The 16,753-nt window shown below is 68.6% G+C and carries 17 protein-coding genes; all 17 read left to right on the top strand.

All coding sequences use genetic code 11. The features are described 5' to 3' along the window. Window positions 1-101 precede the first annotated feature (101 nt). A complete protein-coding gene (thrB, locus tag Pmi06nite_RS21945; protein WP_203954947.1) occupies window positions 102-1,061 on the top strand; it encodes a homoserine kinase in 960 nt (319 codons plus the stop codon). A gap of 413 nt (window positions 1,062-1,474) precedes the next feature. After that, complete coding sequence (gene rho, locus Pmi06nite_RS21940; protein ID WP_203954946.1) at window positions 1,475-3,544, top strand: transcription termination factor Rho; 2,070 nt, start codon at window positions 1,475-1,477, stop codon at window positions 3,542-3,544. A 221-nt stretch (window positions 3,545-3,765) separates the two neighbouring features. Then, window positions 3,766-3,984 carry a 50S ribosomal protein L31 gene (gene rpmE, locus Pmi06nite_RS21935; protein WP_203954945.1) on the top strand — a complete coding sequence of 73 codons (219 nt, stop codon included), beginning with the start codon at window positions 3,766-3,768 and terminating at the stop codon, window positions 3,982-3,984. A gap of 103 nt (window positions 3,985-4,087) precedes the next feature. Then, on the top strand, window positions 4,088-5,137 hold the full coding sequence (gene prfA / locus Pmi06nite_RS21930) for a peptide chain release factor 1 (RefSeq protein WP_203954944.1): 1,050 nt from the start codon (window positions 4,088-4,090) through the stop codon (window positions 5,135-5,137). Window positions 5,138-5,184: 47 nt separating this feature from the next. Continuing rightward, window positions 5,185-6,039 (top strand): peptide chain release factor N(5)-glutamine methyltransferase, encoded by an 855-nt coding sequence (gene prmC / locus Pmi06nite_RS21925; protein WP_203954943.1) that lies wholly within the window; start codon window positions 5,185-5,187, stop codon window positions 6,037-6,039. A gap of 90 nt (window positions 6,040-6,129) precedes the next feature. Further along, on the top strand, window positions 6,130-6,777 hold the full coding sequence (locus tag Pmi06nite_RS21920; RefSeq protein ID WP_203954942.1) for an L-threonylcarbamoyladenylate synthase: 648 nt from the start codon (window positions 6,130-6,132) through the stop codon (window positions 6,775-6,777). Window positions 6,778-6,922: 145 nt separating this feature from the next. After that, window positions 6,923-8,329, top strand: a complete 1,407-nt coding sequence (locus Pmi06nite_RS21915; protein WP_203954941.1) for a hypothetical protein — start codon at window positions 6,923-6,925, stop codon at window positions 8,327-8,329. A 22-nt stretch (window positions 8,330-8,351) separates the two neighbouring features. Continuing rightward, window positions 8,352-8,753, top strand: a complete 402-nt coding sequence (locus Pmi06nite_RS21910) for a hypothetical protein (RefSeq protein WP_203954940.1) — start codon at window positions 8,352-8,354, stop codon at window positions 8,751-8,753. Window positions 8,754-8,859: 106 nt separating this feature from the next. Next, on the top strand, window positions 8,860-10,128 hold the full coding sequence (gene glyA / locus Pmi06nite_RS21905) for a serine hydroxymethyltransferase (protein ID WP_203954939.1): 1,269 nt from the start codon (window positions 8,860-8,862) through the stop codon (window positions 10,126-10,128). 57 nt (window positions 10,129-10,185) lie between these two features. Continuing rightward, window positions 10,186-11,577 carry a glycosyltransferase family 4 protein gene (locus Pmi06nite_RS21900; protein ID WP_203954938.1) on the top strand — a complete coding sequence of 464 codons (1,392 nt, stop codon included), beginning with the start codon at window positions 10,186-10,188 and terminating at the stop codon, window positions 11,575-11,577. A gap of 116 nt (window positions 11,578-11,693) precedes the next feature. Next, window positions 11,694-12,116, top strand: a complete 423-nt coding sequence (locus Pmi06nite_RS21895) for a Cg1360 family ATP-synthase-associated protein (protein ID WP_203954937.1) — start codon at window positions 11,694-11,696, stop codon at window positions 12,114-12,116. A gap of 63 nt (window positions 12,117-12,179) precedes the next feature. Next, on the top strand, window positions 12,180-12,395 hold the full coding sequence (locus tag Pmi06nite_RS21890) for a hypothetical protein (protein ID WP_203954936.1): 216 nt from the start codon (window positions 12,180-12,182) through the stop codon (window positions 12,393-12,395). A 135-nt stretch (window positions 12,396-12,530) separates the two neighbouring features. Next, on the top strand, window positions 12,531-13,319 hold the full coding sequence (atpB, locus tag Pmi06nite_RS21885; RefSeq protein ID WP_203954935.1) for a F0F1 ATP synthase subunit A: 789 nt from the start codon (window positions 12,531-12,533) through the stop codon (window positions 13,317-13,319). 66 nt (window positions 13,320-13,385) lie between these two features. Further along, window positions 13,386-13,610, top strand: coding sequence for an ATP synthase F0 subunit C (gene atpE / locus Pmi06nite_RS21880; RefSeq protein ID WP_203954934.1), 225 nt, complete (start codon window positions 13,386-13,388; stop codon window positions 13,608-13,610). Window positions 13,611-13,638: 28 nt separating this feature from the next. Then, on the top strand, window positions 13,639-14,187 hold the full coding sequence (locus Pmi06nite_RS21875) for a F0F1 ATP synthase subunit B (RefSeq protein WP_203954933.1): 549 nt from the start codon (window positions 13,639-13,641) through the stop codon (window positions 14,185-14,187). A gap of 82 nt (window positions 14,188-14,269) precedes the next feature. Continuing rightward, a complete protein-coding gene (locus Pmi06nite_RS21870; RefSeq protein ID WP_203954932.1) occupies window positions 14,270-15,079 on the top strand; it encodes a F0F1 ATP synthase subunit delta in 810 nt (269 codons plus the stop codon). A 24-nt stretch (window positions 15,080-15,103) separates the two neighbouring features. Further along, window positions 15,104-16,753, top strand: a complete 1,650-nt coding sequence (gene atpA / locus Pmi06nite_RS21865) for a F0F1 ATP synthase subunit alpha (protein WP_203954931.1) — start codon at window positions 15,104-15,106, stop codon at window positions 16,751-16,753.

The raw sequence follows: 16,753 nt of genomic DNA, 5'->3' as shown, positions 1-16,753 counted from the left end.
GCCGCGGGGGACCCTCGTCGTGATCATGCGGGGATTCGTGAAATGTCAGTCCGGCCAGCCAAGATACTGTTCGTGATCATGCACATCGGCTCAGGTGATGAATGACAACAGCCAACGATCGTCCCGGCGTCGTCGTGCGGGTACCGGCGACCAGCGCCAACCTCGGTCCCGGCTTCGACAGCCTCGGTCTCGCGCTCGACCTGCACGACGAGGTGGAGGTCACGCTGCTCGCCGACGACGGCGTGCGCGTCCACGTCGAGGGTGAGGGCGCCGGTGAGCTCGACCGGGGCGAAGGCCACCTGATCGTCAAGACCATGCGTGCCGCGTTCGACCGCATGGGCGCCGCTCAGCCCGCGGGCATCGGACTCCGTTGCCTCAACCGCATCCCGCACGCCCGCGGCCTCGGATCCTCCTCGGCCGCGATCTGCGCGGGCATCCTCGCGGCCCGGGCCCTCGCCGGTACGGCAGGCCCGCGAGACGAGTGGGCGGCGGGCGCCGGCGATCTGACGGACGCCGACGTCTTCGCGCTGGCCACGGAGCTCGAGGGGCATCCGGACAACGTCGCCCCCTGCCTGGCGGGCGGACTGACGATCGCGTGGTCGGAGCTGTCCGGACCGGCGCGTATGGTCAAACTGGAACCGCACGAGGATGTGCGGCCGGTCGTGCTCGTCCCCGGTTTCCGTCTGTCGACGGAGGAGGCGCGGGGCCTGCTTCCGAAGGACGTCCCGCACTCCGATGCGGCGGCGAACGCGGGACGGGCGGCGCTGCTCGTCGCGGCGCTCACCCGGAGACCGGAATCCGGCCTGCTCATGGCGGCCACCGAAGACCGGCTCCACCAGGACTACCGTGCTCCCGCGATGCCGCGGACCGCGGCTCTGGTGCGGCGGCTTCGAGCGGCGGGCGTGCCCGCCGTGGTCTCGGGGGCGGGCCCCACCATCCTCGTGTTTTCGACACGGGATACGCAGGATTTGATCGCGCCAGAAGTGGGTACGGAGTGGCTAATCCAGCCAATGAACGTCGACACGGTTGGTGCGGGCGTTCTGTTTCCCGAGACACGCTGATGCCTCTTCGACCTTCAGGGAATAGCTGTGCGCGCTGGTGATGTTAGGCTGATAGCCGCACCAGGTGCCCCCGTGTTGGGTGCGTGCTTGTCATTCGCACATCGCTGCACTTCGCCTCGCGTCCTTCGACGCGGGCAGGGCGATTTCCCTGAAACCGTTTCCTCCAGTCGGCACACCTCCGGGTGGCATGACCAGAGGCGGGGTTCTCGGAGACTTGCGAGTTCGTACCACCAAGACACCTGGTCGGTGGCGACAATCCGGGGGCTGATCCCCGGGCACCTACCGCTCGCGAGTCCCGAGGGTCATGGACACATGAGATTCGCGAATTCCGACCCGGTCTGTCCCGCCGGGTCGCACCACCGGGACGCATGGACGCAAAAGTCTGGCGCCCGACCCCTGGGAAGGACCTTTAGTTGAGCGACACCACCGAACTCCTCTCCGACGGCAAGGCCGCCGGCGACACCCCCAATTCCGCTCCGGCCCGACAGCGTCGTCGCTCCGGCACCGGCCTGGCCGGCATGGTGCTTCCCGAACTGCAGGCCATGGCCAGCGGCCTCGGCATCAGCGGGACCGGCCGGATGCGCAAGAGCCAGCTCATCGCGGCCATCCAGGAGAAGCAGGGCGGATCGGGGGAGACCTCCGCTGAGCCGAAGGCGCCGGTGGAGACCGCCGTCGTCGCGGAGCGCCCCACTCGCGGTCGTCGGGAACGTTCCCGCTCCGCCGCGCCCGCCGCTGAGCCCGTCGCGGCCCCGGCCGGCGACCTCGTGGCCGCAGCGCCCGCCGTCGTGACCCGTGAGGACCGTGTTTCGGTGGAGCGCGTGGACAGCGCTCCGACCGTGTCCACGGCCGTCGTCGCTCCGGCCGAGACCCTGAGCACCGCATCCGGTTCCGCTGCCGACCCGCAGGCCGACGCCGCCCAGGGCGAGGTCCGCGAGGCTCGTGGCGAGCGGGGCGACCGCCGTGAGCGTCGCAACCGCGACCGCGGGGAGCGGGGCGACCGCAGAGGCGACCGCGACGGCCGCGCCGACCAGCGCGTCGCCGTCGACGCGGGCGAGGGCCAGAGCCGTGGCCGTGACCGTGACCAGCAGGGCCGCACCGACCAGCCCGGCCGTGACCAGCAGGGTCGCGGCGAGCGCGGTGACCAGCAGAGCCGCGGTGACCGCGGTGACCAGCAGAGCCGTAGTGACCGTGGTGACCGCGGGAACCGTGGCGACCAGCAGGATCGCGGCGGAGACAGGGGCGACCAGCAGGGTGACGACCCCCGCGGCCGCCGCGGCCGCTTCCGCGAGCGCAACCGTCGCGGGCGCGACCGTTTCGACAGCAACGAGCCCGTGATCAGCGAGGACGACGTCCTCATCCCGATCGCCGGAATCCTCGACATCCTCGACAACTACGCGTTCGTCCGGACGAGCGGCTACCTGCCGGGCTCCAACGACGTCTACGTCTCGCTCGCCCAGATCCGCCGTAACGGCCTGCGCAAGGGCGACGTCGTCACCGGCGCGGTCCGCCAGCCGCGCGACGGCGAGCGCCGCGAGAAGTTCAACGCGCTGGTCCGGCTCGACACGGTCAACGGCATGGAGCCGGAGCAGGCGCGTCAGCGGCCCGACTTCAACAAGCTGACGCCGCTCTACCCGCAGGACCGTCTGCGTCTGGAGACCGAGCCGAACATCCTGACCACGCGGATCATCGACCTGGTCTCGCCGATCGGCAAGGGCCAGCGTGGTCTGATCGTCTCCCCGCCGAAGGCGGGCAAGACGATGGTGCTGCAGACGATCGCCAACGCGATCATGCACAACAACCCCGAGTGCCACCTGATGGTCGTCCTGGTCGACGAGCGTCCGGAAGAGGTCACCGACATGCAGCGGTCGGTCAAGGGCGAGGTCATCCACTCGACCTTCGACCGTCCGGCCGAGGACCACACCACCGTCGCCGAGCTCGCCATCGAGCGCGCCAAGCGTCTGGTGGAGCTCGGTCACGACGTGGTCGTCCTGCTCGACTCGATCACCCGCCTGGGCCGCGCCTACAACCTCGCGGCGCCCGCGAGCGGCCGAATCCTGTCCGGTGGTGTCGACTCCACGGCGCTCTACCCGCCGAAGCGCTTCTTCGGCGCCGCCCGCAACATCGAGAACGGCGGCTCGCTGACGATCCTCGCCACGGCCCTGGTCGAGACCGGGTCCAAGATGGACGAGGTCATCTTCGAGGAGTTCAAGGGCACCGGCAACATGGAGCTCAAGCTCAACCGGTCCCTCGCCGACAAGCGGATCTTCCCCGCGGTGGACGTCGACGCGTCCAGCACCCGTAAGGAAGAGATCCTCATGGGCAGGGACGAGCTGGCGATCGTCTGGAAGCTGCGGCGCGTGCTGCACGCCCTGGACATGCAGCAGGCTCTGGAACTCCTTCTCGAGAAGATGAAGGAGACCAAGTCGAACGCCGAGTTCCTGCTCCAGGTCCAGAAGACCACGGTCAGCAACGACCGCGACTAGTTCACACATGATCGACGCCCTGGGCGGTCCGCCGCCCGGGGCGTCGTCACGTACGGCGTGCGAGGAATAGCCGATGGCCTGGGAAGGTTGCAGGATCTGGCACACTGGAACCCGAACCGCAGCGGTACCGGTTCCCGCCGCGCGCATATTGAGTGTGCCGATGCGCGCAAGCCGTCCAGGCAAAGCGACCCGGCGACCGCACTGAGCGTTAGGAAACAGACATGAAGCCCGACATCCACCCGGAGTACGTGGTCACCACCGTGACCTGCGCCTGCGGGAGCTCCTTCACCACGCGCAGCACCGCGACGAGCGGCGTGATCCACGCTGACGTCTGCTCGGCCTGCCACCCGTTCTACACGGGCAAGCAGAAGATCCTCGACACCGGTGGCCGGGTGGCGCGCTTCGAGGCGCGCTTCGGGAAGAAGGCCCAGAGCAAGTAGCTCTTTCAGGACGCCGGTTCGGGCGCGCTCGGTCGATCAAGAGCGCGCCGGAGCCGGCGTCCTTGGCGATTACGGGCGAATTCCTGAGTTGAAGGAGTGTGCGGTGAACCTCGATGAGATCATCAGTGAGTACGCGGATCTGGAGCAGCGGCTCGCCGATCCCGCCGTGCACGCCGACCAGGCGAAGGCCAGGACCTACGGGAAGCGCTACGCGGTGCTGACGCCCATCGTCGGGACCTACCGCGAGCTGGAAAGCGTCCGGGAGGACCTGTCCGCGGCCCGGGAGTTGGCGGCGGAGGATCAGGCCTTCGCGGAGGAGGCGGCCGAGCTCGAGAGCCGCATCCCGGCTCTGGAGGAGAGGCTGACGCACCTGCTCGTCCCGCGTGACCCCAACGATGACAAGGACATCATCATGGAGATCAAGGCGGGTGAGGGCGGGCAGGAGTCCGCGCTGTTCGCCGGGGACCTCCTGCGGATGTACCTGAGGTTCGCGGAACGGGTCGGATACAAGACCGAGGTCATCGACGCGCAGCACTCCGATCTGGGCGGCTACAAAGACGTCACGGTCGCGATCAAGGGCAAGGAGGGCGTCTGGTCCCGGCTCAAGTTCGAGGGCGGCGTCCATCGTGTCCAGCGGGTGCCGGTGACCGAGTCGCAGGGCCGCATCCACACGTCGGCGGCCGGGGTGCTCGTCTACCCCGAGGCCGAGGACGTCGACGTCCAGATCGATGCCAACGACCTGCGCATCGACGTCTTCAGGTCCAGCGGTCCCGGCGGTCAGAGCGTCAACACGACCGACTCTGCTGTCCGGATCACCCATCTCCCGACCGGCGTGGTCGTCTCCTGCCAGAACGAGAAGAGCCAGCTCCAGAACAAGGAGTCGGCGCTGCGCATCCTGCGCGCGCGGCTGCTCGCGATCGCCCAGGAGGAGGCCGAGGCCGCCGCCATGGCGGAGCGCAAGTCGCAGGTGCGCACGGTCGACCGTTCCGAGCGGATCAGGACCTACAACTATCCGGAGAACCGCATCTCCGATCATCGAGTGGGCTTCAAGGCGTACAACCTCGACCAAGTCCTGGACGGCGATCTCGATGCGGTGATACAGGCATTGCTGGACGCCGAACTGTCGGAGAAGCTCGCTGCTCATTCGTCGTAGAGGCGTCTGGTTCCCAGACCGCCCCTGAGCCCATGCCGTAAGAGACCATGACCTTCCTGTTCGACGAGATCGCCCACGCCACCGCCCGGCTCGCTGAGGCGGGCGTTCCGTCACCGCGCACGGACGCCGAGGAAATTGCGGCTTTTGTCCATGGTGTGTCGCGAGGAACGCTGCACATGGTCAAGGACGCCGACTTCGACGCACTCTTCTGGGAGGGCATCGCCCGCAGGGAGGCCCGCGAGCCGCTCCAGCACATCACCGGCCGTGCCTACTTCCGGTACCTGTCGCTCGAGGTCGGTCCCGGGGTCTTCGTGCCCCGGCCGGAGACCGAGGTCGTGGCGGGCTGGGCCATCGACCGCCTGCGGGAGATGGACGTGACCTCGCCGGTCGTCGTGGACCTCGGCACCGGCTCGGGGGCGATCGCGTTGTCCATAGCCCAGGAGGTCGCGCTCGCGCAGGTGCACGCCGTCGAGATCGACCCCGTGGCGTACGGCTGGGCCAAGCGGAACATCCTCGAGCACGGCCAGGGCCGGACCTCGCTCCATCCAGAGGACCTCGCCGACTGCCTGCCGGAACTCAACGGGCGCGTCGACCTGGTGATCTCCAACCCGCCGTACATTCCGCCGGGCGCGATCCCGCGTGATCCCGAAGTGCGCGACTACGACCCGTCCCGAGCCCTCTACGGCTCGGGAGACGACGGCCTCGACGAGGTCAGGGCCGTGGAGCGGACGGCCAGGCGGCTCCTGCGACCCGGTGGAATCGTCGCTGTCGAGCACGCGGACGAGCAGGGGAACTCGGTGTACTGGCTGTTTCCCGAGGAGAAGGGCTGGCGCGACGTGCGGCTCCGCCAGGACCTGACCGGCCGCGACCGCTTCGTCACCGCCCGCCTGAACCAGGACTGACCTTCCCTGACCACGGGGAACGGGCCTACCGGCTCGCTAACGCATGGTCGCGGGGAGGGAGTGGGGTGGGGCACGTGGCAGGATAGGCATGTGAGTCGACGGTATGACTGTGCCAATCAGGGTGAACGGGTCTCGGGGCTTATCGACGCCGCCTCGGTCGTACGGCGGGGCGAGCTTGTGGTCATCCCCACCGACACCGTCTACGGCATCGGCGCCGACGCCTTCACCCACTCCGCCGTGACCGCGCTCCTCGAGGCGAAGGGGCGCGGCAGGGACATGCCCGTTCCCGTGCTCGTCGGCACGGTCCGGGCCGCCAACGCCCTGGTCGAGAGCCTCGGCACGTACGGGCAGGACCTCGCCGACGCCTTCTGGCCCGGCCCCTTGACGCTCATCCTGCGCGCCAACCGGTCGTTGTCGTGGGATCTCGGCGACACGAGGGGGACGGTCGCCGTCCGCATGCCGCTGCACCCCGTGGCCCTCGATCTCCTCAAGGAGACGGGTCCGATGGCGGTCTCCAGCGCGAACCGGTCGGGCGCCGAACCCGCGACCACCGCCGCCGACGCCGAGGAGCAACTGGGGGACTCGGTCTCCGTGTACCTCGATGGCGGACCGTGCTCCGACAACGTGCCGTCCACGATCCTCGACCTGACCACCGCCGTGCCGCGGATCCTCCGCAAGGGCGCGATCCCCGTCGACAAGCTCCGCGGGGTCGTCGGTTACCTCGCCACGGAGGACTGAGCCCTCCAGTTCGTACGGCCATGTGGTCCCTGCGACGTGGGGGGCGAATCATGCCGTCTGGCTATCGGCGGGGTTGTGATGCGGCCTTCCGGGCTACCGTGAGGTGCGCCGATATCTCTGCCGGTATCTCTGCGGAGGCATGCCCATGGCCAAGCTCGATGGGATGGATCCGAAGCTCGTCCGCGAGATGCTGGCAGATCTCCAGCGGGCCGCGAAGCGACTGGACACCCTCGACGCGCGGATCGCGCAGCTGACCCGGGGAGCCGGCGTCGCGGTCCAGGCGACGCATCACCCGGCGGAGGTCGCCGACGCGTGCCGGGGGATGGTGAAAGACGTCACCGACCGCCTGGCCCTTCTCGAGAAGCAGGAGAAGCAGCGGCGACAGGGCGGGCACGAATCCCTGGTGGCGATCATCTCGTCGCCCGTTCCGAAGAGGGTCGTCACCGATGACGGCCCTCGCGAGAAGGGGAAGGGCGCGGGCCCCAAGCGTGAGCCGGCCACTCGCCCTCCGGACAAGCGCGAGCCTGCCCGGCCGAAGCCCAAGCGCGACCCCATGAAGCCGGCGCCCATGCCGGGCGACGGCGTGCACGGCGGATCTCAGCCTGGCGATCCGAAGCCGGGCGACTCCAAACCAGGTGACTCCAAGCCTGGGGACTCGAAGCCGGATGATCCCAAGCCCGGTGACTCGAAGCCCGGTGACTCGAAGCCTGGGGAATCCAAGCCCGGGGTCTGCGTGCCCGGCCAATCCGGGCCCGGCGAGCACGACGGCCCTCAGAGCGGATGGACGGGCACACCGAGTGGTCGTGTCTCAGATTCCGGGAAACACCGCCGTAGGCCCTATACAGGCCCGGCCAGGTCCCCTCAGGATGACAGGGGCCATGACTCCCGCCCCCACAGGCCGGGCTTGCCGGATCTGACGGGAACGCAGGAAAGCCCCGACACGGTCGGCCCCACCGGCTCCGGCCCCCGGTCCGCGACGCCTCCCGCGGACCTGACAGCCGGGCTGGAACGGGACCCGGCCGCCACGTTCGACCCCGCGATGCTCGGCCCTGCCGGGCCGCTCGATCCGGCGGACGCCACCGCGCGTGAGCCGTACCTGGTGCTGGGAGCGCCGGTGCCCGATGGCCCGCCGACCGGTCAGGGAGGCCTCGATCAGCGGCCCCCCGTGGATGCGGGAGTCGATCCCCGGACGGCGTCCGCCGCCGGGACCTGGCAGGGCATGCCGTTGCCGTCCGCGGTCCAGCCGGTCGACGTGGTCTCCTACCCCACCGGCAGGGCGGGTGACGACATGTTGTGGGTGCTCGTCGATCGCCGCCGCGAGACCGGGCCCGTCTCGATTCCCGGCCTGGCCACCCCTGCGGGGGAGGGGTGGGCGCCCGTGGAGCCCGATCCGAACGCCCGGTGGATGCCGGCGCAGGCAGAGCCGCAGGGGAGGCACACCCGGACGGAGGAGTACGGCGAACACGGGCAGGCCGGCCCGTCCGCAGGCGGCCGTCACCGCTCCCCGGGGCCGGCGGACGTGCGGGAGCGGCCCTGGAGTGATCTGTCGTGAAGGCACGCGAGGGCGAGAACGCATGGGAGGCACGACCGTGACGTACGTCGACCCGCCCGCACCGGTTCCGATGCAGCCCGGCGAGATGCCGCCGACCCCGTCGGGGACCGACCTGCTCAGCCCCGGCGGCCAGCCGACCGCGTGGGTGTTCAACCCGGAGTACCAGCGGCTCGTGGACCTGTGGCTGCAGGTGGTCCCGCTGATGGACCGGCTGACCGGTGCCTTGGACAAGCCGTACGAGCGGGCCAGGAGCAGGGACGTCTGGGACGCGCCCGTCGCGGAGCGTTATGTCCATGACCTGGCCGAATGGCGCGGCCGGCTGGGGATGTACCGCCAGGCGGTGCTCACCTCGATCAGTGACGAGGCCGCCGACACCCCCCGCTGGGTCCCCGGCGGCGTGGGGGCTCCGCACGCATTCTCCTGATCTCCGTTACCTACAGCTTGGGCAAAGGACCGCTCGTCGAGAACCCGTCTGCGACACGGGGTTTACATTGGGAGGAGTGTCGTCCCCGGTATACGGGCGGATTTCAATGGACAGGTCGGAGCCGTTCTACGGGCCGGATTTCTCTCAGCTGGCGCGGGAGGATCCAGAGGTCGCCCAGGTACTGCTGGACGAGGTGGCCAGGCTGCGCGGCGGCCTCCAGTTGATCGCCAGCGAGAATCTCGCCTCCGGCGCGGTGATGGCGGCGCTCGGGTCGAGCCTCACCGACAAGTACGCCGAGGGCTATCCGGGCCGCAGGTACTACGGCGGGTGCGAGGTGGTCGACCGGGCCGAGAGCCTGGCCATCGACCGGGCGAAGGCCCTGTTCAAGGCCGACCACGCCAACGTCCAGCCGCACAGCGGCGCCTCGGCGAACCTCGCGGCGTACGCGGCGCTGCTCCAGCCGGGGGACACGGTCCTGGCGATGGCCCTCCAGCACGGCGGCCATCTCACGCACGGCTCCCACGTCAACTTCTCCGGCCGGTGGTTCGACGTCGTCTCCTACGGCGTCCGCCGCGACACGGAGCTCATCGACTACGACGAGGTGCGCGAACTCGCGATCCGGCACAGCCCCAAGATGATCATCTGTGGTGCCACGTCGTATCCGCGTTTGATCGACTATTCGATCTTCCGCGGGATCGCCGACGAGATCGGCGCCTGGCTGTTCGTCGACGCGGCCCACACGATCGGCCTGATGGCGGGGGAGGCGATCCCGTCGGCCGTGCCGTACGCGGACGTCGTGTCCTTCACCACGCACAAGACGCTGCGCGGGCCGCGCGGGGGTGGGCTGTTGTGCACGGAGGAACTGACGCAGCGGATCGACCGTGCGGTGTTCCCCTTCACGCAGGGTGGGCCGCTCATGCACGTGATCGCGGCGAAGGCGGTGGCGTTCGGCGAGGCGCTCAGGCCGGACTTCAAGCGCTATGCGGCCATGACCGTCGAGAACGCGGCCGCACTGGCCGAAGGGCTGGCGGCCGAGGGGATGCGGCCGGTGTCCGGTGGCACGGACACCCACCTCACCCTCATCGATCTGCGTGACCTGGGGGTGAGCGGCGCCGAGGCCGAGCGTCGCTGCGCCGCCGCCGGGATCACGCTCAACCGCAACGTGATCCCCTACGATCCCGAGCCGCCCACCGTGACCTCCGGCATCCGGGCCGGCACCCCCAGCGTGACCACTCAGGGGATGGGTGTGGGGGAAATGAAAGAGATCGCGTCTCTCGTCGCCCACGCGGTTCGCGACCCGGGTGCGGTAACGTCGGTGCTCCAACGAGTAAAGGTGCTGACCGCCACGCATCCGGCATATCCCCGTGACGAATGAGGCGGTCTGTGCTGATTTCTCGTCACATACGGTTCTCCCATACAGGAAACTAGGTCCGTGCGCGAATATCTCCTCTTGGCGCTCGTGGCGGCAGCGGTCACCTTCCTGCTCGTGCCCCCGGTCAGAGCCTTCGCCATCCGCATCGGCGCGGCTCCTGAAGTGCGGGAACGAGACGTGCACAAGGTGCCCACCCCCCGGTTGGGCGGTCTGGCGATGTTCGGCGGCATGGTCGCCGGTGTGCTGGTGGCGACCCACCTGCCCTATGTCGGCGCCGCGTTCGCCAGCGGTACGACCGGGAGAACGGCCGTCGCCCTGCTGGCGGCCGGCGGCCTGATCGTCGTCACCGGCTTCCTGGACGACTGGCTGGGCATGGACTCGCTGGTCAAGCTCGGCGGTCAGATCGGGGCGGGCGGCCTGCTGGTCTACTTCGGGATGAATCTCCCGTGGCTCCCGCTTCCCCAGTTCCTCGGTGGCTCCTACAGCCTCGACACGACGCTGCGCACGGTCATCACGATCATGATCGTGGTCGTCGTGATCAATGCGGTGAACTTCGTCGACGGCCTGGACGGCCTGGCCGCCGGCATCGTGGGCATCGCCGCCATGGCGACGTTCGCCTACTCCGTCGCGCTCTCCCAGACGAGCGGCGGCTCCCGGATCAACGTGACGGCCGCGATCGCCGCCATCCTGATCGGGATGTGCCTGGGCTTCCTGCCGCACAACTTCAACCCGGCCAAGATCTTCATGGGCGACACGGGCTCCATGCTGATCGGCCTGCTCCTGGCGACGTCGCTGGTCACCATCACGTCGTCGGTCGAGCCGAGCGCGGTGGGGTTCAACAGGTTCCCCGTCCTGCTGCCCCTGATCCTGCCGATCGCCGTCATGGTGCTGCCCCTGGCGGACCTCATCATGGCGGTCGTCCGCCGCACGTCCGCCGGCCGGTCGCCCTTCGCACCCGATCGCGGCCACCTGCACCACCGGCTGCTCGACGTCGGGCACTCGCATCGCCGCAGCGTCCTGATCATGTACGCGTGGACGTTCCTGTTCGCCTTCACCATCGTCGGCCTGTCGATCGGCGGAGTGCCGCTCATCGTGTTCCCGCTCACGATCCTGCTGGCGGTCGGTGTGCTCGTGCTGATGGGGCTGCCCCGGTGGCGGCGCCAGCGCGAGGAACTGCGCCGGCGCAAGGCCGCGACGCAGATCGTGATCCCCGGGCTTCCTGACACCGCCGAGCACAGTGCGCCGGTCCGGGCCCACCCCTATCCGCAGTCCGGCGGCACGGCCCAGATCCCCAATCAGTCCCGGATCTCGCCCCCCGCGGACGTCCTGGTGGCGGGCCGGCCCCATGTCCCGAACCAGCCCCAGGTGCCCGGCCGGTCGCCGGCTCAACACCAGTCACCTCCCCAGCCGCCTGCCCGCCCGGCGAACGTGACCACTGGCACAGTCTCCTGAAAGGGCAGGTAAAGGCGACCCCGCGGAGCTTGTGATAGCTTTCACTAACAGGGACGCGGAGCATTGCGTCCCTAGAGGTAGCAATCGCTCGTTTGACAACCGACGATGGAGTTCCGATGCAGGCCAACGACGTGCGCGTGCTCAAGGGCGCCGCCGTGCCGACCCTGGCAGTGGGTCTTCTCGCCGTCGTTCTCTCGGCGGTTCTGACCGGAGTCAAGGGTGCGCTGGGAGCCGGCATCGGCCTCGTCCTGGTCGCGGTCTTCTTCACCCTTGGTCTGGTCGTCGTCTCGTGGGCCGGGCGGGTCTCGCCCATGGCCATGATGACCGCGGCGGTGGTGGGATACGTCGTGAAGGTGCTCGCCATCATGGCGATGCTGACCGCCTTCCAGGGGACCACCGCCTTCAACTCCCGAGCGTTCGCTCTGAGCGTCATCGCGTGCACCCTGGCGTGGACCGTCGGTGAGATGCGCGGATTCCTGAAGCTGAAGATGTTGTACGTCGAGCCCGACGCTCAGGTCCCCGGACAGGGCCCGAGATGATCAAGCTTGCGGGTCAGCCCGATATGACTAGTCCCCCCGGCTCCTGCTATCGTCGTGCGCGCGATGAGCGAACAGGAGCGCAGGCCCGAGAGCGACGGCCGCGACTTCGCCGACGCCGCCTGGTCGGTCCCGAGCTATCTGCTGTCGGGGATCCTGGTTTGGGGCGGTCTCGGCTGGTTGCTGGCCAAGTGGACTGGTGTGCACGCGTTCATCCCCATAGGTGTCATTCTCGGCGCGGTACTCGCGGTCTACCTCGTGTACCTGAAGTACGGCCGCTGAAGGCTGCCGGCTTCCCACGCTCTTCTGTTGATCAATCACGTTGAAGGGAACGCCCGTGCGCGAGCGTAGCGAGCGGACGAACAACCACAGCATGTCTCGGATATCACAGTCCGAGCAGGTATCTGAGGTGGTCACGTGACCTCCTCAATCGTCCTTGCCGAAGACTTCCAGGCACCGGGGCCGTCGATCTTCGACTTCCCCCCGCTCTACGACGGAGCGCCCGCCTGGCTGACCAAGCCGGTGATCTTCGCCGCGGTCGGCGCCATCCTGGTGTGCGCCTTCGCCTGGAGCGCCTTCGCCAAGCCGCAGCTCGTGCCGCGGGGGATGCAGAACATCGGCGAGAAGGGTTACGAGTTCGTCCGTGACCAGGTCGCCCGGCCGTTCCTCGGTAAGGACGCCGAGCGCTGGATGCCGTTGCTCCTCAGCCTGTTCTTCCTCATCCTGCTGTGGAACCTCTTCGGTGTCGTCCCACTGGTCCAGATGCCGATCGCGTCGCACATCGCCTTCCCCGCGGTGTTCGCGGCCACGATCTACGTCATCAAGATCTATCTCGGCATCAAGCACCAAGGTGCGGGCGGCTACTTCAAGAACATGATGTTCCCGCCGGGACTGCCGAAGCCGATCTACTTCCTGCTGGCGCCGATCGAGTTGCTGTCGAACCTGATCATCGCGCCGTTCACGCACGCCGTCCGACTCTTCGCGAACATGTTCGCGGGCCACCTCATCCTGGCCTTCTTCAGCGCCGTCGGATTCTGGTTCCTATTCGAGAAGCTCACCCCCATGGGTGCCGGGCTCGGTGTGCTCGGCGTGGTCATGACCATCGCCATGACCGGCTTCGAGATGTTCATTCAGTTCCTGCAGGCCTTCCTCTTCACCTTGCTCGCCGCGATGTACATCGGCGGCTCGCTGCACTCGGATCACTGAGAACCAACTCTGACGTAGTTCAGACCGGTGAAGGACTCACCGGCCGACCAGTAAAGGAAAACAGCAATGAGCGTTCTCGCTGAGGTCTCCGGCAACATCGGCGCCATCGGTTACGGTCTTGCCGCCATCGGCCCCGGCATCGGCGTGGGCATCATCTTCGGTCAGGGCGTGCAGGCCATCGCGCGCCAGCCCGAGGCGTACGGCCTGATCCGCCAGAACATGCTGCTGGGCTTCGTTCTGACCGAGGCGCTGGCCCTCATCGGCCTCGTCGCCCCCTTCATCTACACGTGATGTATCCCTCTGACGGAAGGCTGCACTCATGAGCATCGCAGCTACTACGCTCCTGGCGGCCGAGGGGGAGAACCCCCTCATCCCGCACGCCTACGAGCTGGTCGTCGGCAGCTTCGCCTTCCTCGTCGTCTTCCTCGTCGTCGGCAAGATCCTCACCCCGCGCATCCAGAAGACCCTGGCTGAGCGGACCGAGGTGATCGAGGGCGGGATCAAGAAGGCGGAGGACCTTCAGGCCGAAGCTCAGCAGACCCTGGAGCAGTACCGGACCCAGCTGGCGGAGGCCCGCCAGGAGGCGTCCCGGTTGCGGGAAGAGGCGCGCGAGCAGGGCGCCCAGATCAAGGCCGAGCTCCGCGAGGAGGCCCAGGCCGAGGCGCGTCGCCTCGTCGAGGCCGCTCACGCGCAGATCGAGGCCGACAGGCAGCAGGCGGTCGCCCAGCTGCGCGCCGAGATCGGCCGGTTGTCGGTCGAGCTCGCCGGCCGCATCGTCGGTGAGTCGCTGGAGGACGAAGCCCGTCAGCGCCGCACCATCGACCGGTTCCTCGAGGAGATCGAGGCCCGTCCGGAAGCGGTCCGCTGATGTCGGCCCGAGCCGGTTCGGTGAGCTTCGCCTCGTCGGAGCACGTTTCCGGCGTGGCCGGACGAGAAGCGGTGAGTGACAGATGAGGGGTCTGAGCAGGGCCGCGCTGGCGGAGGTCGAGGAGCGGTTCAACGCCGTCGCGGCGTCCGCCGACCTCGGCACGCTCGCTGATGAGCTGTTCGCCGTCACCGATCTGCTCGACCGGGAGCACGGGCTTCGCCGGAACCTGTCGGACGCCTCGCGCCCCGCGGAGCAGAAGGAGCAGGCCGTCCGCGGCCTGCTCCAGGGCAAGGTCGGCGAGGCCGCGCTTGAGGTCGCGGTCTCCGCGGTCCGTGCCAAGTGGTCGAGGTCCGGCGACCTTCCCGACGCGATCGAGCGCATCGGGGTCACGGCCGCCGCGGCCGAGGCCGAGTCGGCGGGCAAGCTCGACGACGTCGAGGACGAGCTGTTCCGCTTCGGGCGCATCCTGTCGGCCAACCCCTCCTTGCGGCGCGCGCTGGTCGACGCCGCGATCGCGGGGGAGCGCAAGCAGGAGCTCCTCGCCGGCCTGATCGGCGACAAGGTCGCACCCTCCACTCTCCGTCTGGTGACGCAACTGGTCGTCCACCAGCGGGGACGTAGCCTGGAGACGGCTCTGGAGGAGTTCGGCTGGATCGTCGCCAGGACGCGCGAGCGGCTGGTCGGTGTCGTCCGCAGTGCCGTTCCGCTTTCGGAGGCGCAGAAGCAGCGGCTCGCCGCCTCGTTGCGAGCCACGTACGGGCGCGACGTCCACCTGAACGTCGAGGTGGACCCGGAGGTGCTCGGAGGGTTCTCCATCAGGATCGGAGACGACCTCATCGACACCACCATCGCTGGACGTATCGAAGAAGTCCGCCGCCGGTTGGCCGGCTAAGGCGAATAGGGAGACGAAAGAGAGATGGCGGAGCTTACGATCCGGCCGGACGAGATCCGGGACGCGCTTGAGCGCTTCGTCCAGGCGTACGAGCCGGAAGGTGCCGCGCGCGAGGAGATCGGGACCGTCGCCGACGCAGGCGACGGCATCGCCCATGTCTCCGGCCTGCCCTCGGCGATGGCCAATGAGCTGGTCGAGTTCGAGGACGGCACGCGTGGCCTGGCGTTGAACCTGGACGTCCGGGAGATCGGTGTGGTCATCCTGGGCGACTTCAGCAAGGTCGAGGAGGGACAGCAGGTTCGCCGTACCGGCGAGATCCTGTCGGTCCCCGTCGGCGACAACTTCCTGGGTCGCGTCGTCGACCCCCTGGGAAACCCGCTGGACGGCAAGGGCGCCATCGAGGCCGAGGGCCGTCGTGCCCTCGAACTCCAGGCCCCCTCCGTGGTTCAGCGCCAGCCGGTGAAGCAGCCGCTGCAGACCGGCCTCAAGGCGATCGACGCCATGACGCCGATCGGCCGCGGCCAGCGCCAGCTGATCATCGGTGACCGCGGCACGGGCAAGACCGCGATCGCCGTGGACACGATCCTGAACCAGAAGGAGAACTGGCTCTCCGGCGACCCGGACAAGCAGGTCCGCTGCATCTACGTCGCGGTCGGCCAGAAGGGTTCGACGATCGCGCAGGTCAAGGGGCGCCTCGAAGAGCAGGGGGCGATGGAGTACACCACCATCGTCGCCGCCCCGGCGTCCGACCCGGCGGGCTTCAAGTACGTCGCCCCCTACACCGGTTCCGCCATCGGGCAGCACTGGATGTACCAGGGCAAGCACGTCCTCATCATCTTCGACGACCTCACGAAGCAGGCGGACGCGTACCGCTCGGTCTCCCTGCTGCTGCGTCGTCCGCCGGGCCGCGAGGCGTTCCCCGGCGACGTCTTCTACTTGCACTCGCGTCTGCTGGAGCGCTGCGCCAAGCTCTCCGACGACATGGGCGCCGGGTCGATGACGGGTCTGCCGATCGTCGAGACGAAGGGCAACGACGTCTCGGCGTTCATCCCGACCAACGTCATCTCCATCACCGACGGTCAGTGCTTCCTGGAGACCGACCTGTTCAACGCGGGTGTCCGTCCCGCGATCAACGTCGGTGTCTCGGTGTCCCGAGTCGGCGGCTCGGCGCAGATCAAGGCGATGCGGAAGGTCGCCGGCACGCTGCGTCTGTCGCTGTCGCAGTACCGCGACCTCGAGGCCTTCGCCGCCTTCGCCTCCGACCTGGACGCGGCATCCCGCGCCCAGCTGGAGCGGGGCAGCCGGCTGGTGGAGCTGCTCAAGCAGTCGCAGTACAGTCCGTTCCCCGTCGAGAAGCAGGTCGTCTCGGTGTGGTCCGGCACGACCGGTGAGCTCGACGACGTGCCGATCGAGGACATCCGGCGCTTCGAGAGCGAGTTCCTGGACTACCTGTCCAGCCAGTACAAGGGTGTGCTCGACAGCCTCCGCGAGACCAAGGACCTGTCCGACGACACGGTCACCACGCTCAAGGACGCGATCGGCGAGTTCAAGAAGGGCTTCACGACCTCGAGCGGAGAGCTCCTGGTCAAGGACGTCCCGGTTGAGGCGCTCGCGGCGGACGAGGTCCGTCAGGAGACGATCGTGAAGCACGTCCGCAAGACCGAGAAGAAGTAG

It is taken from the genome of Planotetraspora mira, from assembly GCF_016863275.1.
Lineage (GTDB): Bacteria > Actinomycetota > Actinomycetes > Streptosporangiales > Streptosporangiaceae > Planotetraspora > Planotetraspora mira.
Note: the sequence above shows the minus strand (reverse complement) of the source record. Positions and strands in the feature narration are given on the sequence as shown.